Genomic DNA, 23,884 nt, shown 5'->3' with positions numbered 1-23,884 from the left:
TAAGCCCGCCCGCGGCCGCCCGCGTCCGGCGGCTGCCGTTCTCCGTTTTCGCGAGGCGCTCACCTGTTCCCGCTCAATGAGTCTCCCCGGCCAAGGGCGTGCGCGCGGATCCGGGCCATCAACTCGGCCTGCTGCACCAGCGCTTGGTGGTGCGCCGGACGGGCCGCCGGATCGCGTACGGCGTCGTGGAACGCGGTGAACACGCCGAGGAACTGGTCCGACGCCGGGGCGGAGATCCTGCTCTCGCGGTCCTTCTGCTGGAGCCGCAGTACGGGACGGGCGTCCCGCGAGGGGGTGAACGCCCATTCCAGCGTCAGACGTCCCTCGCTCCCCCAGAGGTCGTAGGTCGACCGGTAGCTGTGGGACAGGCCGAAGGAGCAGTTCGCGGTGACGCCGGCGCCGTCACGCAGCAGCGCCACTCCGGAGACGTCCACGCCCAGTTCCGGATCGAACTCCAAGCCGGCCCCCAGGACTTGTGGCGACGACCCGAGGTACTCCTGGGCAGCGCGCACCGGATAGCAGCCGACCTCCCACAGCGCCCCGCCGCCGAGGTTCGCCTGGTACTTGATCCCGCGCGGGTCGGTCGGCGGAATGCCGAACACGCCGTTGTAGGCGCGGAGTTCCCCGATGGCTCCGTCGGCCACGAGGGACCGCGCCTGGTCGTGCTGGGGATGCCGGAGGAACGCGAAGTTCTCCATGACGAGCAGTCCGCGCTCCTCGGCGAGCGCGACGAGGGCCCGGGCGGTCTCCTCGCTGGCCACCGCCGGCTTCTCGATCAGGACGTGCTTTCCCGCGTCCAGCGCCCGACGCGCCCACTCGGCGTGCTCGCTGTTGGGCAGCGGGATGTAGACCGCGTCGACGTCGGGCAGTTCGAGGAGCCGGTCGTAGCCCGCGACGGCCTCGCAGTCGAACGAGGCCGCGACGCCCTTCGCCTTCTCCTGGGAACGGCTCGCGACCGCCACCAGGTGGAACGGCGACTCCCGGATCGCCGGGAGGGCTCGCCGTACGGCGATGTCGGCGCACCCGATGACGCCGACGCCGGCCCTCCGCTCGGATGCATGAACAGGTGTCAGGTCTTGTCTTTTCACAGCTCCACCTAAACGACGAGAGGAATTCGCGTGCCTGAACCGGGGATGGTGTCAGCCTGGACAGTCGGCGCTTTGTTCGTCAATACCCGCCGCTATTCGCGGATCTCGTGGCATCGAAGGTGACTTCCGGCCGCGTGTTCTCCCGATATAAAGTGCGGGCATCCGCCCAATGGGCGCGAATATACTGAGGAGGCGCCGCAATGAAGGGCATCATCCTGGCCGGCGGCAATGGTACGAGGCTCCATCCGATCACGCTCGGTGTCTCGAAGCAAATGCTCCCGGTCTACGACAAGCCAATGATTTACTACCCGCTGTCGGCCCTGATGCTGGCCGGGATCACCGAGATCGAGATCATCACCACCCCTGATGACCAGGAGATGTTCCGCCGGCTGCTGGGCGACGGTTCCTGGCTCGGAATCACCCTGACCTACGCGGAACAGGACAAGCCCCGAGGGCTCGCCGACGCGTTCCTGGTCTCCGCGGACCACATCGGTGACGACTCCGTCGCCCTGGTGCTGGGCGACAACATCTTCCACGGATACGAGTTCGGGCCCATGCTCCAGCGGGCCGCCCAGAACATCGAGGGTTGTGTCCTCTTCGGCTATCCGGTGCGCGACCCCGAACGCTATGGCGTCGGCACGCTCGACGAGCAGGGGAAACTCATCGCGCTCGAGGAGAAGCCCGCCCACCCGCAGACCAATCTGGCGATCACCGGCTTGTACCTCTACGACAACAAGGTGGTGGACCTCGCGCGGGAACTGCGGCCGTCGGAGCGCGGAGAACTGGAGATCACCGATCTCAACCGCGTCTACCTGGAGCGGGGCGAGGCCACGTTGATTCCGCTGGGCCGTGGCTTCGTCTGGTTGGACACCGGAACCCATGACGCGCTGATGGAGGCGGGCGACTATGTCCAGGTCCTGGAACACCGCCAGGGCGTGCGCATCGCCTGTCTCGAAGAGATCGCCTGGCGCATGGGATACATCGACCGGGAGACCTGTTACCGGCTCGGCAGCCGCCTCGCGAAATCTGCCTACGGTCAATACGTCATGGAAATGGCCCAGGCCGGCTGAGCCCGAATGAGGCCCCCGAAGCACCGAATCGACTCTCTCACCGGAAGAAGGCAATTCCCATGAAATTCCTGTTCACCGTCGGCGGCAGCCAGGCGGCCGTCTTCGGCGTCGCCCCCCTCACCGCGGCCGCGCGGAACGCGGGCCACGAGATCCTGCTGGCCGCCGACGAGCCGCTGATGGCGGCCGCGGAGTCCGTCGGGCTTCCCGCGGTCTGCATCACTCCCGAGCGCATGCGGTACGGCCAGGACTCCATGACGGCCACCGTCCGGCTCGACGCCCTGCTGGAGCTGACGCAGGCGTGGACCCCCGATGTGGTCGTCGGCGGTCTGTCCCATGTCCCGAGGGTGCTCGCTGCCCGCCTCAAGGTCCCCTACGTCCGTCACATCTGGCACATCGCCCCGATGGCGCGCCGGGACCGCAAGGCAGTGGAGGAGCTCCAGCCCGAGCTGGAGCGCCTGGGGCTGGCCGAGTTGCCGGCGCCCGACCTCTTCATCGACCTCTGCCCGCCGTCCCTGCGGCCGCCGGGAGCCCCCGCCGCGCGGTCGATGCGCTGGGTCCCCCGGGTGCGCCAGAGCCGGCTCGAGCCCTGGATGTACACCCGCACCGAGGGACGCCACCGGGTGCTGATCACCGCGGGAACCCGCAACCTCATGCTCGACACCCCCGGCAGCTCGCTGCGGAAGCTGGTGGACGAGCTGACCGGGGCGGGGGCCGAGGTGCTGATCGCGGCGCTGCCCGAGGCCGCCGAGCGGTTCGGCTCGGAACTGGGCGACGTACGCATCGGATGGATCCCCCTGGACGTGGTCGCCCCTACCTGTGATCTGGCGGTCCACCACGGCGGCGCGACGACCGCCATGACGCTGATCAACGCGGGCGTGCCCCAGCTGATCATCCCCGACAACGGCTACGGCAAGGCCGTCGCGGAGTCCGTGTCCGACTTCGGCGCCGCCCTGTTGGTGGACCGGCACCGGCCGGAGGCGGACCGGAATCCCGACGAGGTGATCGCCGCGGGCTGCCGGGAGATCCTGTCGGACCCCCGATACGCCGAGCGGACGCGGATACTCGCCGCGGAGACCGCGTCGCTGCCGACCCCCGCCGAGGTGCTGCGCGAGCTGGAAGCCCTCGCCGCTGCCTGATCACCGATGTGCCGGCCGGCAGCCCGACCGGCCGGGGAAACGCGAATCGCCCTGAAACCGACGGAGAAGGTCTCCGTGGTCTCAGGGCGATTCGCGTGGTCGGGAGGTGAATCTACCGAGAGGTCAGCGCCTCCAGCCTGGGCACGATCTGGGCGGGGGTGGGAAGCGTCGAGATCTCCTTGGCGAGGAACTGCGTCCGCTCGGTGTAGCTCGGGTTCTCGAGCAGTTCCCGGCAGGCCGCGGCGATCACTTCACCCGGCGCCTTGTCGGGCTCCTGCTCCTGCGGCCACAGCGTCTTGGCGGCGCCGAAGTCGCTGATGGCCTTGGCGATGGCCTCCCGGTGGTAGTTCGGGGGGAACTCCGGGGGGTTCTCGGGGATGATCAGCTGCGGCACCCCGTTGGCCATCAGGGTCGTGGCGGTGGTCGCGCCGCCGTGGTGGACCGCCAGGTCACAGGTGGCGGCGGCGACGTCGATCGGGATCCAGCCGACGCGCGCGTCGCCCAGCTCGGAGCCGAACCGCTCGGCGGCGCCGGGGGACGCCGCGATCAGCACCTCGGCCCCCAGCTGGTTCAGCTCGCTCACCAGCAGCGGCATGGACCAGCCCGGTTCGCGGAACATGAGGCTGCGGAAACCCGAGGTGATCAGCACGCGGCGGCGTCCCTCGGGGCGGGTGTACATCCAGCGCTCGAGCCGGCGCTGCGGGTTGCTCGGGATCCAGCGCAGCGGCTGTGCGGCGGGGTCGTGGGACGGCCGCAGCGACGGCGGGGTCGAGTCGAGGAGCAGGTCGGGCTTGAGCAGCCCGTCCAGGCCCAGCCGCTCCAACTCGGGCCGCAGCTCCTCCTCGGCGCCCGGATCGATGCCGGTGAGCGGGATCCCCAGGTATTCGACCTGGCGCACGTACGGGACCTTGAGGTGGGCGGCGAGCAGCATCGCCGCATAGCTCTGCGAGCTGCCGACGACCACGTCGGGGGTCCAGTCCTTCGCCAGCTCCAGCAGGGACTCCACTCCGGCCAGGCCCATCCGGGCGAAGCCACGGCCCTGGCCGAACATTTCCGCGTCCCCCAGTTCCCGGGGGAACCGCAGGCCCCTGCCCGGGTTGGTGATCCGCATGAAATGCCGGATCGGATCGACCGTGAAGCAGAACGTGGGAAGTCCAATGGCTTCCGCGGTTTCCACCCACGGTTCGTGCGCGGCCAATATGACCTGATGGCCCGCGTTCCGCGCGGCCGTCGCCAGCGGAGCGGCGGCATAGAAGGTGGCCTGACTGCCCGTGGTGATGAACAGGATTTTCATGGCACTCCGGATGCTTTTTTGTGGGACGCGGTCTGACGCACTTGTGAACTCCAGCGATATTCCCCAGCGCGCCCTTTTTCTGTCAAACACTCTTAAATGGCGGCCCTGTTCGATTGCGGATTTCGCGCACTTGAACAAGGAGAGCGGCGGTCCCCGTTCCACGGTTGCCCACCACGGCAACGTCGAAGATGTCGCCGTCGCCGGCGGCTGACCACCATGAGGTCAGACGTGCGGCGAGAAAGCCTCAGTAAAGCGGATACAGAAAGTCGGTGGCACACATGAACAATCTGATCTACAACGCCCGAATGGCTCTCCGGGACATCATGGAAGTGAACATCTTCACTCAGGGCAACGACAAGGTTTATCTGACCGTTTTCCCGGACCTGGTCTGGGAGGGCACCGAGGAGACGCACACGGAAAAGGTCGTCCTGTCCGTCATCGGCCGCCTCCACGACATGGACATGGACGTCGTCGGCGGCGATTCCGCCATCAAGACCCTCCTGGACGCCGGATCCGTGGAGATCGTCCGCAAGGTCGCCTGAAAGCCGGTGCGCCGTGCCTTCGTGCCCCGCGGGCCGGCGATCATTCCTGAGGAGGTTCGACGGTCGTGATATCGCGTTACGCATTACCCGAGATGGCGGAGCTCTGGTCCGATCAGGCCCGCTACGCCACCTGGGCCGAGGTGGAGGTGCTGGCCTCCGAGGCGCAGGCGCTGCTCGGCCGGGTTCCCGAGAACGCCCTGGCGGACATCCGGCGGGCCCCGGTGCCTTCGGCGGCGCATGTCGCGGAGCTGGAACGCGAGCGGGACCACGAGATCCTCTCCTTCCTCGCCGCCTTCTGCGAGGACATGCCGGACGACTCCGCCCGGTGGGTGCACCTCGGCATGACGAGCTACGACCTCGTGGACACCGCCCTCGGGCACACCCTCGCCCGGGCCTGCGACCTCCTGATCGGGGCCGCGGCACGGCTGCGCGGGGTGCTGGCGGACAAGGCGGTCGAGCACTGGGACACGGCGTGCATCGGGCGCACCCACGGCATGCACGCCGAGCCCACCACGTTCGGCCACAAACTCGCCGGATTCGCCTTCGCGATCGACCGCTCGGTCCGGAGGCTGACGGACGCGCGTGAGCAGGTCGCGGTGGGCACGATCTCCGGCTCCGTCGGGACCTACGCGCTGATCGATCCCTTCGTCGAGGAGCACGTGTGCGCGGCGCTCGGCCTCGGCGTGGAGCCGGCGCCGAGCCAGGTCGTGGCCCGCGACCGGCACGCCCAGCTCGTGCAGGCGATCGCGACGCTCGGCGCCTGCGTCGAGCAGATCGCCACCGAGGTACGGCTGCTGTCCCGCAGCGAGGTCCGCGAGGTGGAGGAGCCCCGGACGGCCGCCTACCAGGGGTCGAGTGCCATGCCGCACAAGCGCAACCCGACGACCAGCGAGCGCCTGGCCGGGCTGGCCAGGCTGCTGCGCGGGTACGCCGGGATGATGCTGGAGAACGTGGCGCTCTGGCACGAGCGGGACCTGTCCCACTCGTCCGTCGAACGGGTCGTCCTGCCGGATGCGCTGATCGTCGCGCACTACCAGGTGACCGCGGCGGCCGACCTCGTGCGGGGGCTGGAGGTGTTCCCCGGCCGGATGCGCGACACGATCGACCAGACCAACGGGCTGGCCTACAGCTCGGCGGTGCTCGCCGACCTGCTGGAGGGCGGCAGCGAGCGCGAGCGGACCTACCGGATGATCCAGGACGCCGCGAACGGAGAGGACTTCTTCACCCTGCTCAGGACCGAGGGGATCGAGGCCGATCTACTGGGCCCCGAGCGCTTCCTGGTAAACCATGACGTCATTTACAAGCGTTTGGAGAACCTTCGTGAGCTGGAGCATTGAGCGGGAGAACGGCCCTGACCTCGACCTTGAGGAGGTCGTGCGGGTCTACCGCGAGTCGGGCCTCGGCGAACGTCGGCCGGTCGAGGAGACCGAGCGCATGGCGGCGATGGTGCGCAACGCCAACCTGGTCGTCACCTGCCGTATCGACGGCGAGCTCGTGGGCATCGCGCGCAGCGTCTCGGACTTCTCCTACGTGACCTATCTTTCCGACATCGCCGTCGTCCGCGCCCACCAGCGCTCGGGCATCGGCAGGGAACTCATCGACGCGACCCGCAAGGAGGCGCCGCAGGCCAAGATCGTCCTGCTGTCGGCGCCCGCCGCGACGGAGTACTACCCGCACATCGGCTTCACCGCGCACCACTCCGCCTGGGTGCTGAACCCCTGAGCGCCTCCGCCCGCAGTGCCCGCGCCGGTCACCGGCGCGGGCACTGCGCGTCGCGTCAGTGGTGGCCGCCCGCGTGCATATGGGAGGCCGGGCTCACCACGAGGGGGCGCATCATGTGCTGTTCGTGCTCCAGCATGTGGCAGTGGTGGACGCCCCTGCCGACGACGGGGAACCGGACCGCCACGGTGACGAGCTCGCCCGGGGTGCCGTTCGGCCCGGGAGTGATCTGGCCCGCCGTCCCCACCCGGATGACGTCCTTCTCCCCGAGCTCGTGCGCTTCGAGCTCCGACACCGCCTTGAACGCGATCGGCTTGGTCGAGCCGCGGGTGACCCGGTCGAACGCGCTGACGTCGTAGTTCTCGCGGGACAGCACCTGGAAGTGGGCCAGGTGGATGTGCATGGGGTGGGGGGAGGCGGCGAGGTTGAGGTACTTCCAGATCTCGACGCCGTCGTGCTCCGCGATGAACGCGTTGCCGTCGTCGTAGGCCATCGACGTCCTGCGCAGTGTCATGACGGCGCCCTGGGCATCCCGGACCTGGACGACCCCGGCGGCCGGGAACGTGATTCCCGCCGGGTCGATCTCCTCCATCTCCCAGAGTTCGGGCATGTTCTCCGAGCCGGGACCCACCAGCACCACCCACCGGTGGGCGTGGTCGTGCGGAAGGTCGTCGTGGGTGAGCCGCTTGAAGGTGGGCGAGAGGACCGTGGGCAGCGTGAACCGGGTGCCCGGTTTGCGGTCGGAGACGCGGAATTGCATCACGTCGGGTTCCAGCAGGTCGTTGCGCTTGTCGGAAGCGCCGGGCGTGACTGCCTGCAGCGTGTTGACCAGCTTCAGAGCCTGTCCGCGGAACGCGCTGAAGTCGACCAGCACCTCGGCGCGTTCGCCGGGGGAGAGGTTGAGCGCCCCGTCGACCGGAATCGGCTTGTCGATCAGGCCCTGGTCGCCGCCGATCACCTGGAACGCCCCCGGCACGGGCCGGCCGTCCGCCAGCAGCATCAGCCGGTAGATCCGGGAGTTCGCGGTGTTGACGATCCGGAACCGGTACCAGCGCGGATCGACCTCGAGATAGGGCCATATCACCCCGTTGACCAGGGTGTACGGGCCCGCGTGCGGGCGCATGAGCCGCTGCGCGCCCACCATCTCCACCTTGTGGACCAACCGGCCGGTGAGGGCGCCCGACGCGTCCAGGCCGAAGTTGCGGTCGCTGAGGATCAGCGGCACCTCGAAGTCACCCCTGGGCAGGTCCAGCGCCCGCTCCTCCGCGTTGCGTGAGATGAACATGCCCGCGAGCCCGGCGAACACGCTGAAGCGGCTCACGTGGTGGGTGTGGTCGTGGTACCAGAGCGTCGTCGCGGCCTGCTTGTTCGGATAGGCCGACAGCTGCACGTCGCCGGGAGCGAGGAGGTTCTCCATCCAGCCGTCGTTGCCGCCACCGGTCAGCATGCCGTGCAGATGCACCGCGGCCCACGGCGGCAGGTCGGCCACGCCGGCGACCTCCTGGCAGCCGTCCGTGCCGGGGTAGTTGGAGAGCGGGTCGGGGGAGGGCCCTTTGGGCAGGCCGAAGTCGACGGCGGTGACCGGGATGTTCCCTGTCAGCCGGTTCTCCCAGACGACCCGGAGCGGACGGCCGCTGACCGTCTCGATCGTCGGACCCGGATAGACACCCTCGTAGGTCCACATCGTCACCGGCGGGAGCTCCGAGTGCAGGGTGACGTCGGCGGTGCGCATGCGCACGGTCAGCTCGCCGTGGTCGCCGTGGTCGTGGGGGCGGAGCACCGGCGGGATCTGCAGCGGATCCCTGAACTTGGTCAGCTTCAGTTCGGCCGCCGACGGCTCGGGACCGCCGGGGGCCGCGGCGGCCGCCGACCGCGACTTGGGGAAGACGGGGGCGGCGGCCATCAGGGCGCCCAGGCCGGCGATGGTGCCGCCGCGGAGCAGCGCCCGACGGTTCAGCCCGGGCAGGTCGGAAGTGCCGGCATCAGTAGGTTCCATTCGTCCGACGCTAGGGACGACCGCTCTCGTCGGGCTCGAGCTCGGCTTCAGTGCGACGGGCCGGCTGGGCCTACGTCACCGGCACTGGGCCGGCGGCGACCACCCTCTCGGCGTCCCGGTTGACGAGCGTCGCGTAGTGGCCGCCGAGAGCGAGCAACTCGTCGTGGGTGCCGCGTTCGGCGACTCTCCCCCGCTCCAGCACGATGATCTCGTCGGCGTCGCGGATGGTCGACAGTCGGTGGGCGACCGTGATGGTGGTGCGGCCCGCGCTCGCCGCGTCGATGGCCTCCTGGACGGCCTGCTCGGTCTGGGTGTCCAAGGCGCTGGTGGCCTCGTCGAGCACCAGGATGGGCGGGTCGCGCAGGATGGCGCGGGCGATCGCCAGCCGCTGCTTCTCCCCGCCGGAGAACCGGTATCCGCGCTCACCGACCACCGTGTCGTAGCCGTCGGGCAAGGACATCAGATAGTCGTGGATGTGCGCGATCCGCGCCGCCGCGACCAGTTCCTCGTCGGTCGCGTCGGGCTTGGCGAACCGGAGGTTGTCGGCGACCGAGGCGTGGAACAGATACGTCTCCTGGGAGACGACGCCGACCGCGGCGGCGAGCGTGGCGAAGGACAGGTCGCGCACGTCGACGCCGTCGATCGAGACGACGCCGGACGTGGCGTCGTACAGACGCGGGATGAGATAGCTGAGGGTGGTCTTGCCCGAGCCGGTCTCCCCGACGATCGCGAGGCTGCGCCCGGCCAGGAGGGTCACGTCGACGCCGTCCAGCGTCGGCCGCTGCGCCCCCGCGTAGGAGAAGCCGACCCCGCGCAGGCACACCTCGCCCCGCAGGTCGGCCGGCACGACGGGCCGCTCCGGCTCGGCGACGTCGACGGGCAGGTCGAGGTATTCGAAGATGCGGCCGAACAGTTCGAGTGAGCTCTGAATGTCCAGCCCGATGGTCAAAAGCCGCTGCGCCGGGCGGAACAGGCTCTGCTGAAGGGTGGTGAAGGCGACCAGGGCGCCGATGGAGATGGCCATGTGACCGCCGCGTCCGGTCAGTCCCGCCACCCAGTAGATCACCGCGGGCATGGAGGCCATGACGATCCAGATCGTGGACTGGTACCACAGGCCCGCCGTGCTCGAGCGGACCTCGATGTCGGTGAGCTTGCGGGACTGCTGGGCGAAGGTGTCGGTCAGCGAGCGGGAACGGCCCATGGTGTGGCCGAGCATGATCCCGCTGACCGACAGCGACTCCTGCACGATCGAGGAGAGATCGGCGAACTGACGCTGCCGGTCACGGGTGATGACGCGGCGTTCGTCCCCGACGTGGCGGCTCACCCAGACGAATGCCGGGAGCATGACCAGTGACGCGATCGTGAGCCGCCAGTCGAGCAGGGCCATGGCGCTGGTCGTGGCGATGACGATCGTCAGGTCCGACACCAGCGCCGTGGCGGTGGTCGTCACGGTGGCCTGCATCCCGCCGATGTCGTTGGCGATGCGTGACTGCACCTCGCCGGTACGGGTCCGGGTGAAGAAGGCCAGCGACATGCGCTGGAGGTGGGAGTACACGGCGGTGCGCAGATCGTGCATGACGAACTGGCCGACCTTGGCGGAGACATGGGTCTGCCAGACATTGATCGAGCTGGTGGCGACGGAAACGACGATCATGCCGAGGGCGAGCAGGGACAACAGACCCGTCCTGCCCTGCGGCAGCGCCACGTCCATGATCTCGCGGATCAGGAACGGGTTGACGAGGGAGACCAGGGAGGAGCCCGCGACCAGGAACGCGACGAACAGCAGGCTCCTCCGATACGGACGGAACAGCCCGAGGACGCGTCGCTTCTCTACGGGAAGATGAGCGGTGGCCGACCCGGTGGTGCTCACCCTGGTCTCCTTCACTTTCGGTCAGTTCCAATCGACGGAACGCAGGACGAGGGCGGAGTTGAAACCGCCATGGCCCCGCGCCAGGACGAGAGCCGTGGTCACGGGGATGTGCCGCGGCGTGGTGACCAGATCGAGGTCGTAGTCGGGGGAGAGGGTGACGTTCGCCGTCGGCGGGATCACCCCGTCCCGCATGGCCAGCAGGGCGGTGGCGACGTCCAGCGGGGCGGCCCCCGAGCCGAGCCTGCCCGTCATGGTCTTGGGCGCCGTGACGGGGACCGCCCGGGGCCCGAAGACCTCGGTGATCGTCGCCGCCTCGATCCGGTCGAGCTCCGGCGTGGCGGCCGCGTCGGCGAAGACGACGTCGATCTCGCCCGGCGACAGACCCGCGTCGTCCAGCGCGATCTCGATCGCCTTCCGCAGCGTCGGCTCCCGCCCGCTGTCCGAACGCGGGTCGAACGTGGATCCGTAGCCGCTGATCTCGCCGTAGACCTGGGTCACGCCGCGTCGGCGCGCGGCCTCGGCGTCCTCGAGGATCAGCAGAGCTCCGCCCTCGCCGGGCACGTACCCGGCCGCGTCGGCGTCGAAGGGGAGGTACGCCCGGTCGGGCCGCTCGTCGGTGCTCAGCTCTCCGGTGGTGAGCTGGGCCACCCACCCCCACGGGCAGATGGCGGCGTCGACGCCGCCGGACAGGATCAGATCGCTGCCCTTGCGGACCAGACGACGCGCGTGCGCGAGGGCGTCAAGGCCGCCCGCCTGGTCGCTGACCACCACGCCGCTGGGACCACGCAGACCGTGCCGTATCGAGATCTGGCCGGTGTTGACCGCGTAGAACCAGGCGAAGGACTGGTAGGCGCTGACGTACTGGCTGCCCTTGCTCCAGAGGTTCTGGAGCTGCCCCTGGCCGAACTCGAAGCCGCCGGAGGTGCTGGCGGTCATGACGCCCATGCCGAACTCGTCCGCCTCCTCCGTGCTCACCCCGGCGTCGGCCAGGGCGTGATCGGCGCCCACGAGGGCGAGCTGGGTCATGCGGTCGGTTTGCGGGATGAGCCGGCTCGGCAGGTGCTCTTCGACGGTGAACCCGTCCACCTCTCCGGCGAGCTTCGACGGGTAGCGCTCCGGATCGAAGCGCTTGATACGGCCGATGCCGCTCCTGGAGGCGCGGGTGGCGTCCCAGTAGTCGTCCACGCCGAAGCCGTTGGGGGACACGATGCCGATGCCGGTCACCACGACCTGGGAGCTCATGCCGTCGTGTTCCTGTCAGGTCGGGCGAGAACCATCGCGCTCTGGAAGCCGCCGAAACCGCTGCCGACCGTCAGCACCGTGTCGGTGCGCCAGTCGCGCGCGGTCAACGGCACGTAGTCGAGGTCGCATTCGGGATCGGGCTTGTGCAGGTTGGCTGTTGGGGGCACCACGTTGTTCTCCATGGCCAGGACGGAGGCGGCGATCTCGATCGAGCCGATCGCGCCGAGCGAGTGGCCGACCATCGACTTGATCGAGCTCACGGGGGTACGGCGGGCGTGGTCGCCGAGGCTGCGCTTGAAGGCGCTGGTCTCGTGCCGGTCGTTCTGCTTGGTTCCCGAGCCGTGCGCGTTGATGTAGTCGACGGCCTCGGGGTTGGTCCTCGCCTCGTCCAGCGCCGAGCGGATGGCCTCGGCCATCTCCCTGCCGTCGGGACGCAGCCCGGTCATGTGGAAGGCGTTGCACCGGCTGGCGTATCCGGCGATCTCGGCGTAGACGTGGGCCCCGCGCCGGCGCGCGGACTCCCACTCCTCCAGGACGAACATCGCGGAGCCCTCGCCCAGCACGAAGCCGTTGCGGGTGAGGTCGAAGGGCCGGGAGGCGTGCTCGGGGTCGTCGTTGCGCGGTGTGGTCGCCTTGATCGCGTCGAAGCACGCCACGGTGATCGGCGAGATCGGCGCGTCCGTGGCACCGGTGATCATTGCCTCGGCCGAGCCGTCGCGGATCAGTTCGGCCGCGTAGCCGACCGCGTCGATGCCCGAGGTGCAGCCGGTGGAGACCACGGTCGAGGGCCCCTCGGCGCCGACCGCCCAGGCGACCTCGGCGGCGAAGGAGCTCGGCACGAAGTAGTTGTAGAGGTGGGGAACGGCGTACTCGTGGTCGACGAGATCGAGTCGGCCGCCATCGCTGACCACCCGGTACTCCTGGTCGAGACCCATGGTGGCGCCCACGGCGCTGCCGACCGCCACCCCGACGCGATGGGGCGCGAAGCCGCGCAGGTCCAGTCCGCTGTCCGCCATGGCCTCACGTGCCGTGACGAGGGCGAACTGGGCGGCCCGGTCGGTGCGCCGGATCTCCTGCGGACCGAGCCCGTGCTCCGACGGTTCGAAGTCGATCTCGGCCGCGATCCGGGAACGGAACGGCGACGGATCGAAGAAGGTGATTGCCCTGGTCGCCGTCCGCCCCTCGCTGAGCAGACTCCAGAAGTTCTTGGCTCCGATTCCTCCCGGAGCCGCCACTCCGACTCCGGTGATGACCACACGCCGGCTCGTCACGGCGACTCCCAGGTGTAGAACCTCTGCGCCATGGCGTCCGCGGGTGAACGCCAGGTCGCCGGGTCATAGGCCTCGATGAACGGCTTGAGATCCTGGCTGATCCGAACGAAGCGCTGATCGGCCTTCGCCTGCTCGATGAGCTCTCCGCCGTTGTCCTCGTCGAAGTCCTGAAGATGGAAGTACAGACCGTTGAACATGAAGAGCTGGCGTCGCCGAGTCCCCATGCGATGCGGCATGTCGGTCTCGTCGAAAGCACTGAAAAGCCGAGCCACGTCAGCACTCGAACGAGAATCCATCCTGGCCACTATTAGATTGCTGTGCATTCGACCGCCTCCTCGAGGGTCTGCCGCGCCTGTCACAGATGCTTGACCAGTGCCGCCCATTCAGCGAGCTCCTCTTCCGACAACGGTGGCAGGCAGGGCTGGTCGGTAGGTGGGATGATGAAGTCCCTCCATTCGTAGGGAGGACACATTCCGCTCCACGCCCATCCCATCCACATCAGGCCCTCACCGATTTTTTTCCATATGGATCGCATGGCGGACCTGAGTCTCGCGCCCATGTCAATCTCCATTCGCCGGGGAACCGCCCATCGCCACTTTGTGCGACGTCCCTCAAGAAAGGGTCGGGAATACGTCGAATTCCACTGGAGACAAAAAAGGGCGGTTCCTGGAAGGAACCGCCCTTTCGGCCGGCGTGCACTGCACAGCGGTCCTCCAAGAAGGCGGGGTCCGCTCGACGAGATCGGCCGACCAGGCCGTGTTCACCTCATCGGCGAGACGACAGAGCTCCCTCTCGGCTTCGGTCCACCGCCCGCCGGGAGCCTTCGCCCGAACTCGGCTCCAGCGCCTCGCGTGGGCCGCCCACCGAGCCCAGCCGCCGACGATCGAGCGGCGAAGGACGACGGTCCAGCCGGGCCGAGAGCAGTTCGGCAGCCCGGTCGTCCTCGCCACCCGAGATCAGGGCATGCAGCAGGGTCTCCTCCACGACCTCGTGCTGTGCCTTGCTGCCGCCCACCCGGGCGATCAAAGGCAGCAGTGGCCGTAGCCGCAGTACCGCTTCCTGCCAGCACTGCCGGACCACCGCCGACAGCGCATCGCACAGCGGCGCTATGACCAGTGGGAAGACCTCCTGGCGGTTGGTCAGGGCGTGGGCCCGCAGCCGCCCCAGCCCGTCGAGGTCGGCAGATGCGGCGAAGGCCAGCGCGCTGTGCAGGGCGGCGAAGGCCGTCGCAGGTGCGTCCAGCCAGTGCTCTGGAGCCGCGTCCAACAGTTCGGCGAGCGGCAGCTCGCCACTCCAACTGCCCGTCATGCGCGAGCGCCACAACAGCGAGGCGGAATCGACCAGTAGCCGCCCTCCGCTCACCTGGGAGGCAACGAGCTCCCGGTGGTAGCGGCGCAGCAGCGCGGGACGGTCGTCGAGCGTCAGCTCGTGCAGGGCGGCATGCCAGGAGAGGTGGGAACGGTGGCCGGCTCCAGCCCCGTACCGGCGAATCCACTCGTCCAGCCAGTCCAGACCGGCGCGGTGCTCGCCGGTCTCGTAGAAAACGTGTGCCCGGGCGTGGACGGCGTGGCCGGCCGACGGGTGGGCGGCGAGCGCTCGGGTGGCCAGGGCCTCGGCCTCCTGCCAGCGCTCCTGCTCCTGCCGGACGAAGGCGAGCTGTCCCAGGTACCACCAGTCGTCACCGTAGGTTGCGGACAAACCCTCGACCAGAGCCCAGGCCTCCTCGGCGCAGGTGACACCGTTGAAGGAGACGGTCGGCACGGCCGCGCTCACCACCAGCGCGTCACGCGCATGCTCGGCGATGTGGCCCAGCAGGGCCGCCTTGCCCATCTCCTCGGTGCCCGTGAGGCGAGCATCCACCGCGGCGACCAGGCTGCGTTCGCGGTCGTCCGCCGAGCGGGACGCGGCCCGACGGGCGGCCGCGAGTGCGGAGGCCGTTTCCACGCCGGCCTCGCACTCGTGGCCGAGCAGTGCCAGTGCCGCATGGCCGGCGGCGAAGTCCGGGTCGGCGCCGACCGCTTCGGTCAGCAGTGCCTCAGCGCCCAGGTTGCCCGCCAAGATCCGTTCCAGGGCCTGGTTGTACAGCTCCGCCGCCTCGGGGGTCGTGCTCAGGCTCAGGCCGTAGCGGTCGGTCGGCCTGGACGCACGGCGGTCAGCTAGCGCCGTCAGCACGCTGTTCGCGACCTCGGCGGCCTGCGCGCGGATCTCCGGAATCGCCGTGCTCTCCAGCAGGTTCCCGCGCCGCCCCACCCCGATCGTCCACAGGCGCACAGCCGAGGTGCCGACCGCGGGCACCAGTCGTCCGTCGCTCCACGTGTCGAAACCCAGGTCGGCGGGGCCGGTCCGGGCGTAGCCGCGAACCAGCACACAGCGCACCAGGGGATCGGCTGTGCGGCGCAGGTCCGTCTGCGCTCCGGTGCAGTTGACCACCGCACCGACCCGAAGCTCCCGCCCGTCGCTCAGCCGCACAGATACCGCGCCTTCGCGCGGCGCGGCATGGACCACCTCCGCGGCACCGACCCGTAGTCGGCCCGAGGCCCGCAACTCGCGGATCACGGCGGCCGTCCCGGGCGCGATGCGGTGGCGGTGCACCTCCCAGGCCCGCAAGTCCTCCTGAAGGAAGCGGGTCCGGTCGGCCGTGGACAGTTGCTGCCACAGAGCCGCCGTCACCGGGCGCAGTCCGTCCATGCCGGGGCGCCAGTCGCCGCGGGCGCGGCGGCTCGCGGCGAGGTGTCGCCGAACATCCCGGCGCAGCGCGTCGAGACCGCGTGACCCGTCGAAGCTCGGCGGCTCGGCTGACGGGACCGCGTCGACCAGATGTTCCCGGGGAACGAGCCCGTGGCGGGACACCGCGTGCACCACCCGGTCCGGGCGGGCCAGCGTGACGGCCAGGTCCGCCATGGTCAGACCAGTGCCGACCAGCAGAACGTCCCCCTCCTCGGCCAGGGCGTCGAGTGCGCCGGGCGCCCAGGGGTCGGCGACAAAGCGACCGGATTCCCGCAGTTCGGTGCCGACCCAGTCCTGGCCGGGGGCGAAGTTACCCAGCGCGAGCACGGCCGCGTCCACCCGGAGCTTGCTGCCGCCGGCGAGCCGCAGCGTCAACCCGGGCCCCTGCTCGCGGGCGGCGATGACCCGTTCCCGCACCCGGTGCAGGCGGGTCCGTCGGCACTCTTCGGTGGTGCGCTCCAGCACCTCGGTCAGATATCGCCCGTACTCCTGACGGGGGACGTAGTCACCAGGCGCGGCGCGGGGGTGGCCGCCGGCGAGCCAGCGCAGGAAGTGCTCGGGTTCGTCGGGGAAGGCGCTCATCCGGCCGGCGGGCACATTGAGCAGATGGCGTGGGTCGGACGTCCCGTAGGCGACACCCGGGCCGGCCTGTTCGGCCGGGTCGATCAGCCATATCTCGAGCGTCCGACCGAGGCCCTCGGCCTGGCGCATCAGCTGAACCACCGTCAGTGCCCCTGCCGCACCGGCTCCGACGACTGCGATGTGGCGCGAGGGCGAATTCCAGCTCATGATTCACTCCCTGATTCATTCGACTTCAGCTCGCCGTTGCGATGCACCCGGTCTCCCGGACGCAGCGGGCGCTCCGAGAACCAGCGGACCGTTCCCTTCAGACCCCGGTGGGCACCGGAAGGTCGTCAGCCGCCACCAGCGATCGGCCAGAGACATGTCGACGTCCTCCGCCGGCCGGAACGTGATGGACCGCAACGCCTCGCTGGACATCAGACCCAGTCCTCCTGGTCGGAAGCGTCGGTGCGTACGGCCTCGAAGGCCTCGACCGCCATGCCGGCCGTGAGGGTGGTGCCGTCGGCCGGGTCGATCAGCAGGAACGAGCCCGTCCGGCGGTTGTCGGTGTAGCTGTCGAGCGCCAGCGGCTCGGCGGTGCGCAGCACCACGTGGCCGATGTCGTTGACCTTCAATCCCCCGGCGGCGGAGCGCTGTTCGAGAGTGCCGATGTCGATCCGGTACGAGATGTCCTTGACCAGCGCGCGCACGGTGCGGGTGGTGTGCTTGAGCAGCACCTTGGCGCCGATGCGCAGCGGGCGCTCGTTGAGGTGGCAGACGTTGGCCTCGATGTCCTTGGTGGGCACCGGGGTCGGGCCCCCGGCGGCGATCAGGTCCCCACGGGAGACGTCGAGGTCGTCGGCGAGCCGGACGGTGACCGACTGGGGCGCCCAGGCGATGTCCGCCTCCTTGCCGAGTACGTCGATGGCCCCGACGGTGGTGGTGTGTCCGGAGGGCAGGACGGTGACGGCGTCCCCGACCCGCAGCACGCCAGAGGCCAACTGGCCCGCGTAGCCGCGGTAGTCGTGGCACTCCGCGCTCTGCGGGCGGATCACGTACTGGACCGGGAAGCGCGCGGGCCCCTCGCTCGGGTCGCCGACGGCCGGGACGGTCTCCAGGTGCTCCAGCAGGGTCGGGCCGCCGTACCAGTCCATGTGGGCAGAGGGCTCGACCACGTTGTCACCGGCCAGTGCGGAGATCGGGATCGCCACGACTTCCTTGACCCCGAGGGAGGCCGCGTACGAGGTGAACTCCTCGGCGATGGCCGCGAAGGCGGGCTCCCGGTAGTCGACCAGGTCCATCTTGTTGACGGCCAGGACCACGTGCGGGACGCGCAGTAGCGCGGCGACGGCGGCGTGGCGGCGGGTCTGCTCGACCACGCCGTTGCGGGCGTCGACCAGGACGACGGCGAGCTCGGCGGTGGAGGCGCCGGTGACCATGTTCCGGGTGTACTGCACGTGGCCCGGCGTGTCGGCGAGGATGAACCGCCGCCGAGCGGTGGCGAAGTAGCGGTAGGCGACGTCGATGGTGATGCCCTGCTCGCGCTCGGCCCGCAGGCCGTCGGTGAGCAGCGCCAGGTCGGGCGTGTCTTGGCCGCGGTTGCGGGAGGCGTGCTCGACGGCCTCCAACTGGTCGGCCAGCACGGACTTGGAGTCGTGCAGCAGGCGGCCGACCAGGGTGGACTTGCCGTCGTCGACTGATCCGGCGGTGGCGAAGCGCAACAGCGCGGGAGCGGTGGCTCCCTGAGTGGTCGTCATGGCTAGAAGTACCCCTCGCGCTTGCGGTCTTCCATGGCGGCTTCGGAGAGCTTGTCGTCGGCCCGGGTGGCGCCGCGCTCGGTGAGGCGGCTGGCGGCGATCTCGGCGATGACGTCCGCGTTGGTGGCGGCGTCGGAGTCGACGGCCCCGGTGCAGGACATGTCGCCGACGGTGCGGTAGCGGATCAGCCGCCGCTGAGGCGTCTCGTGCTCCCTGGGGCCGCCCCACTCGCCGGCCGTCAGCCACATGCCGTTGCGGCGGAACACCTCGCGCTCGTGGGCGTAGTAGATCTCCGGGAGCTCGATGCCCTCGCGCTCGATGTACTGCCAGACGTCCAGCTCGGTCCAGTTGGAGAGCGGGAAGACGCGTACGTGCTCGCCGGGCGCGTGGTGGCCGTTGTAGAGCGACCACAGCTCGGGGCGCTGGCGGCGCGGGTCCCAGGCGCCGAACTCGTCGCGCAGCGAGAAGACGCGCTCCTTGGCGCGGGCCTTCTCCTCGTCGCGGCGGCCGCCGCCGAAGACCGCGTCGAAGCGGTGGGACTCGATGGCGTCCAGCAGCGGCACGGTCTGCAGCGGGTTGCGGGTGCCGTCCGGGCGCTCGCGCAGCCGGCCGTCGTCGATGAAGTCCTGGACGGAGGCGATGTGCAGGCGCAGGTTGTGCCGTGCCACCACCCGGTCGCGGTACTCGATGACTTCGGGGAAGTTGTGCCCGGTGTCGACATGCAGCAGCGAGAAGGGGACCGGCGCCGGGTGGAAGGCCTTGAGCGCCAGGTGCAGCATGACGATCGAGTCCTTGCCGCCGGAGAACAGGATCACAGCCCGCTCGAACTCACCGGCCACCTCGCGGAAGATGTGCACCGACTCCGCCTCGAGGGCGTCCAGGTGCGACAGCGCGAAGGGGTTCTCCGACGCCTCGATCGGACTCCGGGTCGCGGTCGTCATACCAGGCCCCTCTCGGTCAGGAAGGTGTGCAGCTCGGCGGCTGACTCGGCCACCGATCGGCCCTGCGTCCGGATACACAACTCCGGGTTCGCCGGGGCCTCGTACGGGTCGTCCACGCCGGTGAGACCGGAGATCTCACCAGCGGCCTGCCTGGCGTACAGGCCCTTCACGTCGCGCTCGGAGCAGAGCTCGGCGGGGGTGGCCACGTGGATCTCCAGGAACTCCGTGCCGCCCGCGGCGTGCCGCTCACGGACGGCGGCACGGGAGTCGGCGTACGGGGCGATGACCGGCGCCACGACCTTGACGCCGTGGGAGGCCGGCTTCTGCGCCACGAAGCCGACCCGGGTCACGTTGGTGTGCCGGTCCTCCTTGGTGAACCCCAGTCCCTCGGAGAGCAATTCGCGGATCTCGTCACCGTCCAGCACCTCGACCTTGTGGCCCTCGGCGCGCACGCGCTCGGCGAGGGCGAAGGCGAGGGTCTTGCCCGAGCTGGGCAGCCCGGTCAGCCACACGGTGGCGCCGCGCTCGCGGGTGTCGGCCGCGGAGGCCGCCTCCGCGGTGTCCCCGGCGGCCGGGGTGTGAGCTGTGGTCACGGCGATGTTCTCCTGGAGATGAGTTGACGGGCTGTCAGAGAGGCGTGCCGCATCGGCCTTGCCCGAGCCGGCCCAGCGGTCGGCCCCTCCGCTCTCGCCCCCGCCAGGCCTGGCGGTCACGTACGCGTCCACGTCCTCCTGAGGTCGACGGGCGATCGGCGCGATCTTGACCTTGCGGCGCTCGTGTCTCAGGCCGCCACAGGGGTGTCGGCGCCGGACGGAGACCCGTCGCGGCGCACAACGCCGCGGGCATCGGGCGCCGCATGCCGGAACTGATCCAGGACTTCACCGCCCGGGCCACCGTGGACGGCACCGAGTCCGGTTGCCGTAACGGCGTTCTGGACGAGCGAGCACGGCCGCCGCTACCCGAAGGCGCAGGCCGACGCGATCAGTGACCACGGTGTCGCGATGCGCCGTCTCCGCATCGTCGAAAACCGCGCCGCCAGAACGGAACCACCGCGCGACCCCCCGGCGATCGGCAAGACCGGTCGGCCGGGGTGGTGGGACCGCTCAGGTGGTGGCGAACTCGGCCAGGACCCGGCCGAGAACGTCCATATTGATCCGGTGCCAGGAACCGGGCAGTTCGAGTCCCCGGCCGTTGGGCAGGGCTGCCGTGGTCGCCTGCGCCGCCGCGCGCAGCCAGGCGCTGGTGCTGTCACTGTTGAGGACCAGGGTCTTTGTCAGGTAGCCGGCGAGCCGGTCGACCGGGACGCTGTAGTCGCCGCAGATCGCCGTGTCGTAGAGGAGCGTGTGGGCGTTCGCCTCGTTCATCGCCCAGATCGGGCCCTTCCGCCACTCCGCGACCGTGTCGGGGGTGAAGCCCAGGAAGCCGCCGAGGAAGTGCTCGACCGCCTCGTCACGTCGCTCTTCCGCCAGGAGGACCCGGAGCGTCTTCGCGAAGTTCCATACGGGCTTCGGGTACCCGTCGACCCGGAAGAACGGTTCGTGCAGCGCCAGCTTGGTGATCGGGGCACCGGTGAGCGCCGCCTCGAGCGCCAGGTTCGCGCCCGAGGACCCGGCGAACACCACCGCTGAGCCACCGGCCTCCTGGATCACCGCCTCGAGATCCTCGATCTCCCGCTCGACGGCGTACTCGGGGGAGTCGCCGCTCTCGCCGCGTCCTCGGCGGTCGTAGACATAGGTGGTGCAGTGCGGCGCCAGCTCGGGAACGAGCGCGTCGAAGATCGTGTGATCGCGGAACGAACCGTTGAGAAGCACGATCGGCGGGCCTTCGCCCGCCTTCTCATAAGCGATCGTCGTGCCGTCCCGGGAAACGACCTTGCGCATCACGCACTCCTCATGCCGAATGGAGGTGCTCTTACCTCGCCGTATGTCGGCATCTTCGAGCGCGTCGGTGGATCGCCGGTCGAGGGCCGGTCGCGGGTCGCCCGCGCCCCTCAGGGGAGCCGGCAGGCCTCGGTGGCGACGCGGACGGCGCCGCTCCGGTTGCGGGCGTTGAGCTTCACCACGGTCCTCGTCAGGTACTTGCGCCCATGCCGATCGACAGGTGGTGAGCCGTCGAGCAGCGGGCCCCTTCTGCATGGCGGCTCCGCAAAGGGCCGTTGTGCCTCGGTGCGGGACGAGGTCGGCCGCTTCGGTGCGAGACGAGATCGGCCGCCTCGCCCGGATGCTCTCGGCCCGCAGGTGTCGCCGGAATCCGATCGGCCGTTCGTCCGGGCGCATGGATGCCGCTCTCCCGCGCCGCATCCAGCCGGGGCGTCCGTCGCTGCGGTGATGGAAGTTTCCAGCCACCACCCCCGCGGGACGCCAGGCGCCGATTCAGGTTCCCCGTGTGAATTCTTCACACTGAGGAGATGTGCAGCTCAGTGGGCAACTCCCCGCTGTATAGGGATGCTTGGAATCGAGATCGATAGGTGCGATGCCTGGAGGAATGGAATGTCCGAAGGCCCTGAAAGGTACGACTCCGTCAACGCCGAGCAGCGGCCCGGGCCGCTGAGCGTCGGGCTGCTGGGCTCGCTGTCCCTGTATCTCGACGGGACGCCGGTGACGGCCAGCGCCCCCAAGCAGCGGCAGGTCCTGGCCCTGCTCGCACTGAACGCGGGCAGGGTGGTCACGGTGCCGGCGCTCATCGAGGAGCTGTGGGGGGACCGGCCCCCGCGCAGCCATGCCACCACCCTGCAGACCTACGTCCTGCAGCTGCGCAACGCGCTGGCAGCCGCCGACTCCGACCGTCCGGGCGTACGCCAGATACTCAGCACCTGCCACAGCGGTTACCTCCTCGAAGACGGCGCGTGCAAGACGGACGTCGAGGTGTTCGAGCGCCGGGTGCGCGCCGGCCGCGCGGCCTCCGAGGCCGGTGACCACCGCCGCGCCTCGGAGGAGCTGCGCCAGGCGTTGCAGTTGTGGCGCGGCCCCGCGCTGGTGGACGTCCGCAAGGGCAGCGTCCTGGAGATCGAGGCTGTGTCGCTGGAGGAGAGCAGGCTCGGCGCGCTCGAACGGCGCATCGAGTCGGATCTGGCCCTGGGACGCCACGCCGACCTGCTGGGCGAGCTGACGCGCGTGGTGGCGAGGAACTCGATGAACGAGAACCTCTGCGCCTATCTGATGATCGCCCTCTACCGGGCGGGACGTGTCGGACGCTCGCTGGAGGCGTTCCACCGGCTCAGGGCCGTGCTCAACCACGAGCTGGGTGTCGAGCCCTGTCCACGGCTGCAGAACCTGCAGACGGCGATCCTGTCAGGCAACCGGGCGCTGGACGTCTGGTCCGTGTCGTGGTCCCCCGAGGAGTTCGCCGCGAGCCGTCTCGCACGGGTCTCATGATCTGACCACGTTGCCGGGCGCTGGTGGTCGACTGCGGTAATGGAGGTTGCTGTACTCCCCTGCTGTACAGCAGGGATGGTGACCGGGGTGGGCGCTTGCCGTCACATCAGTCGGCTTCATTGGGCCGGGCCGAGTACCTCGTCGGCGCTGCGTGGCTCTGTGCGCGGTTGCTGGTTGAGCTTGTGGCGCTGGATGGAGGAGCGCCGGTAGACCTCTTTGCGGGCCCGCATGATGTTGCCCAGGGGTGCGTGCTCGGCGGTGACCCGCCAGGGCGTGAAGGACAGTGAGTCCATCTTCTCCAGGTTCTCCGGGCTGGAGATGTCCTGCTGCGGCAGCCGCAGCTTGGCCACGGTGACGGACGGCGAGAGCTGCTCGGGCCACTCCACGGTGGTGTCCTCCACCGGCATGCGCTCCAGGTCGGTGCAGAGCTGGACCTGGATGTCGAAGGCATAGGGCCGCTCCTGCAGCTCGGCCTGCAGGGCCGGTCGGAAGACTTCCTGCGCGGAGGCCGGGTCGATGTCGCGCCGGTCCACCGCGGCGGCGAAGGACGGATCGGGGGTGATGCGCACCTTGGCGATGTAGTCCCCGTGCCGGACCGCGCCCATCGTCCAGTAGGTCGACAGCAGCACGTTTGTGGGGGGGATCTTTGACAGGCGCAGGAAGGCCAGGAACTCGTCCCACGCCCAGTCGTCCTGGTCCAGCGTTCCCTTTCCGGTCACGAACTCGGTGAAGAAACGACGTGCGCCGGGTCGCCCCTGGGAGAAGTAGGCCGGCGCGTTCAGGAACAACTCCTGGATGAACAGGTAGTGCTCGACTGTGTTGCAGAAGAAGATCGGTCCGTTGATGTTGGCGTAGTCGAATGTGCCCGTGTCCGGCTCGTCTTCCAGCAGGGTCGGGCCGGGGATGTCGAAGATCTTCAGGGCCAGTCCGGTGGCGGAGCCCAGTCGCGCGTCGGCTCCGGCGTGAGGCGAGCCGTTGGAGAAGCGGATGAGCGCATCGTGGGTTCCCGGAGTCGCGTAGATGCCTTGGGCGTACTCGGGGGCAAGCCCGTCCAGGATCTCTACTTCCCCTCGGACCAGCCCGTAGCCCTTGGCGTGGGCGTCGCGGAGGGCCCGTCCGGTGCCACCGGCCTCGACCGACTCGGCGATGTAGCTCTCGGTCTTTTCGATCACCGTCTGCACGTTCTGCTCGAAGTCCGGGTCGTCGTCTTCGACGTCAGGCGTGTAGGGGACGAACTGTGCTGCCATGGCTTCGACCTCTCCTTGGAGAGCGTGGTGCGGCCTCAGGGGGCAGGAA

General features: G+C 69.5%; 19 protein-coding genes. 6 read left to right on the top strand and 13 right to left on the bottom strand.

The window, feature by feature from the left end:
• Nucleotides 1-59 precede the first annotated feature (59 nt).
• A complete protein-coding gene (locus tag AB0D27_RS21935) occupies nt 60-1,088 on the bottom strand; it encodes a Gfo/Idh/MocA family oxidoreductase (RefSeq protein WP_362511219.1) in 1,029 nt (342 codons plus the stop codon).
• A gap of 200 nt (nt 1,089-1,288) precedes the next feature.
• Between AB0D27_RS21935 and rfbA the strand changes: the two genes are divergently transcribed.
• Entirely contained in the window at nt 1,289-2,158 is an 870-nt protein-coding gene (gene rfbA / locus AB0D27_RS21930) for a glucose-1-phosphate thymidylyltransferase RfbA (protein WP_362511216.1), read from the top strand.
• A gap of 59 nt (nt 2,159-2,217) precedes the next feature.
• Nucleotides 2,218-3,294, top strand: a complete 1,077-nt coding sequence (locus tag AB0D27_RS21925; protein ID WP_362511213.1) for a nucleotide disphospho-sugar-binding domain-containing protein — start codon at nt 2,218-2,220, stop codon at nt 3,292-3,294.
• A 112-nt stretch (nt 3,295-3,406) separates the two neighbouring features.
• On the opposite strand, the gene AB0D27_RS21920 is transcribed toward AB0D27_RS21925, so the two are convergent.
• Nucleotides 3,407-4,588 carry a nucleotide disphospho-sugar-binding domain-containing protein gene (locus tag AB0D27_RS21920; RefSeq protein ID WP_362511210.1) on the bottom strand — a complete coding sequence of 394 codons (1,182 nt, stop codon included), beginning with the start codon at nt 4,586-4,588 and terminating at the stop codon, nt 3,407-3,409.
• 278 nt (nt 4,589-4,866) lie between these two features.
• Between AB0D27_RS21920 and AB0D27_RS21915 the strand changes: the two genes are divergently transcribed.
• The 3 genes from AB0D27_RS21915 to AB0D27_RS21905 all read left to right on the top strand — a co-directional run bounded on the left by AB0D27_RS21915 (nt 4,867) and on the right by AB0D27_RS21905 (nt 6,852).
• Nucleotides 4,867-5,130: a hypothetical protein gene (locus AB0D27_RS21915; protein ID WP_362511230.1), complete on the top strand. Its 264-nt coding sequence runs from the start codon at nt 4,867-4,869 to the stop codon at nt 5,128-5,130.
• 65 nt (nt 5,131-5,195) lie between these two features.
• Nucleotides 5,196-6,467, top strand: coding sequence for an adenylosuccinate lyase (purB, locus tag AB0D27_RS21910; RefSeq protein WP_362511207.1), 1,272 nt, complete (start codon nt 5,196-5,198; stop codon nt 6,465-6,467).
• Complete coding sequence (locus tag AB0D27_RS21905) at nt 6,451-6,852, top strand: GNAT family N-acetyltransferase (protein WP_362511204.1); 402 nt, start codon at nt 6,451-6,453, stop codon at nt 6,850-6,852. Before purB ends, AB0D27_RS21905 begins: the two co-directional genes overlap by 17 nt.
• A gap of 55 nt (nt 6,853-6,907) precedes the next feature.
• Here the strand turns inward: AB0D27_RS21905 and AB0D27_RS21900 are convergent, their stop codons facing one another.
• The 10 genes from AB0D27_RS21900 to AB0D27_RS21855 form a co-directional block, all read right to left on the bottom strand.
• Nucleotides 6,908-8,845, bottom strand: a complete 1,938-nt coding sequence (locus tag AB0D27_RS21900; RefSeq protein WP_362511201.1) for a multicopper oxidase domain-containing protein — start codon at nt 8,843-8,845, stop codon at nt 6,908-6,910.
• Nucleotides 8,846-8,915: 70 nt separating this feature from the next.
• Nucleotides 8,916-10,715 carry an ABC transporter ATP-binding protein gene (locus AB0D27_RS21895; RefSeq protein ID WP_362511198.1) on the bottom strand — a complete coding sequence of 600 codons (1,800 nt, stop codon included), beginning with the start codon at nt 10,713-10,715 and terminating at the stop codon, nt 8,916-8,918.
• Between the two features lie 21 nt (nt 10,716-10,736).
• The gene (locus AB0D27_RS21890) at nt 10,737-11,957 is read right to left on the bottom strand and encodes a ketosynthase chain-length factor (protein ID WP_362511195.1); all 1,221 of its coding nucleotides are present in this window, start codon (nt 11,955-11,957) and stop codon (nt 10,737-10,739) included.
• Entirely contained in the window at nt 11,954-13,228 is a 1,275-nt protein-coding gene (locus AB0D27_RS21885; protein ID WP_362511192.1) for a beta-ketoacyl-[acyl-carrier-protein] synthase family protein, read from the bottom strand. The genes AB0D27_RS21890 and AB0D27_RS21885 overlap by 4 nt, the downstream gene beginning before the upstream one ends.
• On the bottom strand, nt 13,225-13,551 hold the full coding sequence (locus AB0D27_RS21880) for a TcmI family type II polyketide cyclase (RefSeq protein ID WP_362511189.1): 327 nt from the start codon (nt 13,549-13,551) through the stop codon (nt 13,225-13,227). The genes AB0D27_RS21885 and AB0D27_RS21880 overlap by 4 nt, the downstream gene beginning before the upstream one ends.
• A 442-nt stretch (nt 13,552-13,993) precedes the next feature.
• Nucleotides 13,994-16,744, bottom strand: coding sequence for an FAD/NAD(P)-binding protein (locus AB0D27_RS21875; RefSeq protein ID WP_362511187.1), 2,751 nt, complete (start codon nt 16,742-16,744; stop codon nt 13,994-13,996).
• Nucleotides 16,745-16,953: 209 nt separating this feature from the next.
• The gene (locus tag AB0D27_RS21870) at nt 16,954-18,273 is read right to left on the bottom strand and encodes a GTP-binding protein (protein WP_362511185.1); all 1,320 of its coding nucleotides are present in this window, start codon (nt 18,271-18,273) and stop codon (nt 16,954-16,956) included.
• Between the two features lie 2 nt (nt 18,274-18,275).
• The gene (gene cysD, locus AB0D27_RS21865; RefSeq protein ID WP_362511182.1) at nt 18,276-19,214 is read right to left on the bottom strand and encodes a sulfate adenylyltransferase subunit CysD; all 939 of its coding nucleotides are present in this window, start codon (nt 19,212-19,214) and stop codon (nt 18,276-18,278) included.
• Nucleotides 19,211-19,807, bottom strand: a complete 597-nt coding sequence (gene cysC, locus AB0D27_RS21860; RefSeq protein ID WP_362511179.1) for an adenylyl-sulfate kinase — start codon at nt 19,805-19,807, stop codon at nt 19,211-19,213. Before cysC ends, cysD begins: the two co-directional genes overlap by 4 nt.
• A gap of 510 nt (nt 19,808-20,317) precedes the next feature.
• Nucleotides 20,318-21,094, bottom strand: coding sequence for an alpha/beta hydrolase (locus AB0D27_RS21855; protein WP_362511176.1), 777 nt, complete (start codon nt 21,092-21,094; stop codon nt 20,318-20,320).
• A gap of 609 nt (nt 21,095-21,703) precedes the next feature.
• Here AB0D27_RS21855 and AB0D27_RS21850 point away from each other — a divergent pair.
• Complete coding sequence (locus AB0D27_RS21850) at nt 21,704-22,588, top strand: AfsR/SARP family transcriptional regulator (RefSeq protein ID WP_362511173.1); 885 nt, start codon at nt 21,704-21,706, stop codon at nt 22,586-22,588.
• 116 nt (nt 22,589-22,704) lie between these two features.
• Here AB0D27_RS21850 and AB0D27_RS21845 read toward each other — a convergent pair whose 3' ends face one another.
• On the bottom strand, nt 22,705-23,835 hold the full coding sequence (locus AB0D27_RS21845; protein ID WP_362511170.1) for a catalase family protein: 1,131 nt from the start codon (nt 23,833-23,835) through the stop codon (nt 22,705-22,707).
• Between the last annotated feature and the right edge of the window lie 49 nt (nt 23,836-23,884).

It is taken from the genome of Streptomyces sp. NPDC048415 (assembly GCF_040651675.1).
GTDB lineage: Bacteria > Actinomycetota > Actinomycetes > Streptomycetales > Streptomycetaceae > Streptomyces.
Note: the sequence above shows the minus strand (reverse complement) of the source record. Positions and strands in the feature narration are given on the sequence as shown.

Coding starts and splice junctions, on each gene's coding strand:
- AB0D27_RS21875 (WP_362511187.1), bottom strand. CDS start 16,744: ATGAGCTGGAATTCGCCCTCGCGCCACATCGCAGTCGTCGGAGCCGGT.
- AB0D27_RS21855 (WP_362511176.1), bottom strand. CDS start 21,094: ATGCGCAAGGTCGTTTCCCGGGACGGCACGACGATCGCTTATGAGAAG.
- AB0D27_RS21845 (WP_362511170.1), bottom strand. CDS start 23,835: ATGGCAGCACAGTTCGTCCCCTACACGCCTGACGTCGAAGACGACGAC.
- AB0D27_RS21920 (WP_362511210.1), bottom strand. CDS start 4,588: ATGAAAATCCTGTTCATCACCACGGGCAGTCAGGCCACCTTCTATGCC.
- AB0D27_RS21925 (WP_362511213.1), top strand. CDS start 2,218: ATGAAATTCCTGTTCACCGTCGGCGGCAGCCAGGCGGCCGTCTTCGGC.
- AB0D27_RS21870 (WP_362511185.1), bottom strand. CDS start 18,273: ATGACGACCACTCAGGGAGCCACCGCTCCCGCGCTGTTGCGCTTCGCC.
- AB0D27_RS21850 (WP_362511173.1), top strand. CDS start 21,704: ATGTCCGAAGGCCCTGAAAGGTACGACTCCGTCAACGCCGAGCAGCGG.
- AB0D27_RS21890 (WP_362511195.1), bottom strand. CDS start 11,957: ATGAGCTCCCAGGTCGTGGTGACCGGCATCGGCATCGTGTCCCCCAAC.
- AB0D27_RS21880 (WP_362511189.1), bottom strand. CDS start 13,551: ATGCACAGCAATCTAATAGTGGCCAGGATGGATTCTCGTTCGAGTGCT.
- AB0D27_RS21900 (WP_362511201.1), bottom strand. CDS start 8,845: ATGGAACCTACTGATGCCGGCACTTCCGACCTGCCCGGGCTGAACCGT.
- AB0D27_RS21915 (WP_362511230.1), top strand. CDS start 4,867: ATGAACAATCTGATCTACAACGCCCGAATGGCTCTCCGGGACATCATG.
- rfbA (WP_362511216.1), top strand. CDS start 1,289: ATGAAGGGCATCATCCTGGCCGGCGGCAATGGTACGAGGCTCCATCCG.
- cysD (WP_362511182.1), bottom strand. CDS start 19,214: ATGACGACCGCGACCCGGAGTCCGATCGAGGCGTCGGAGAACCCCTTC.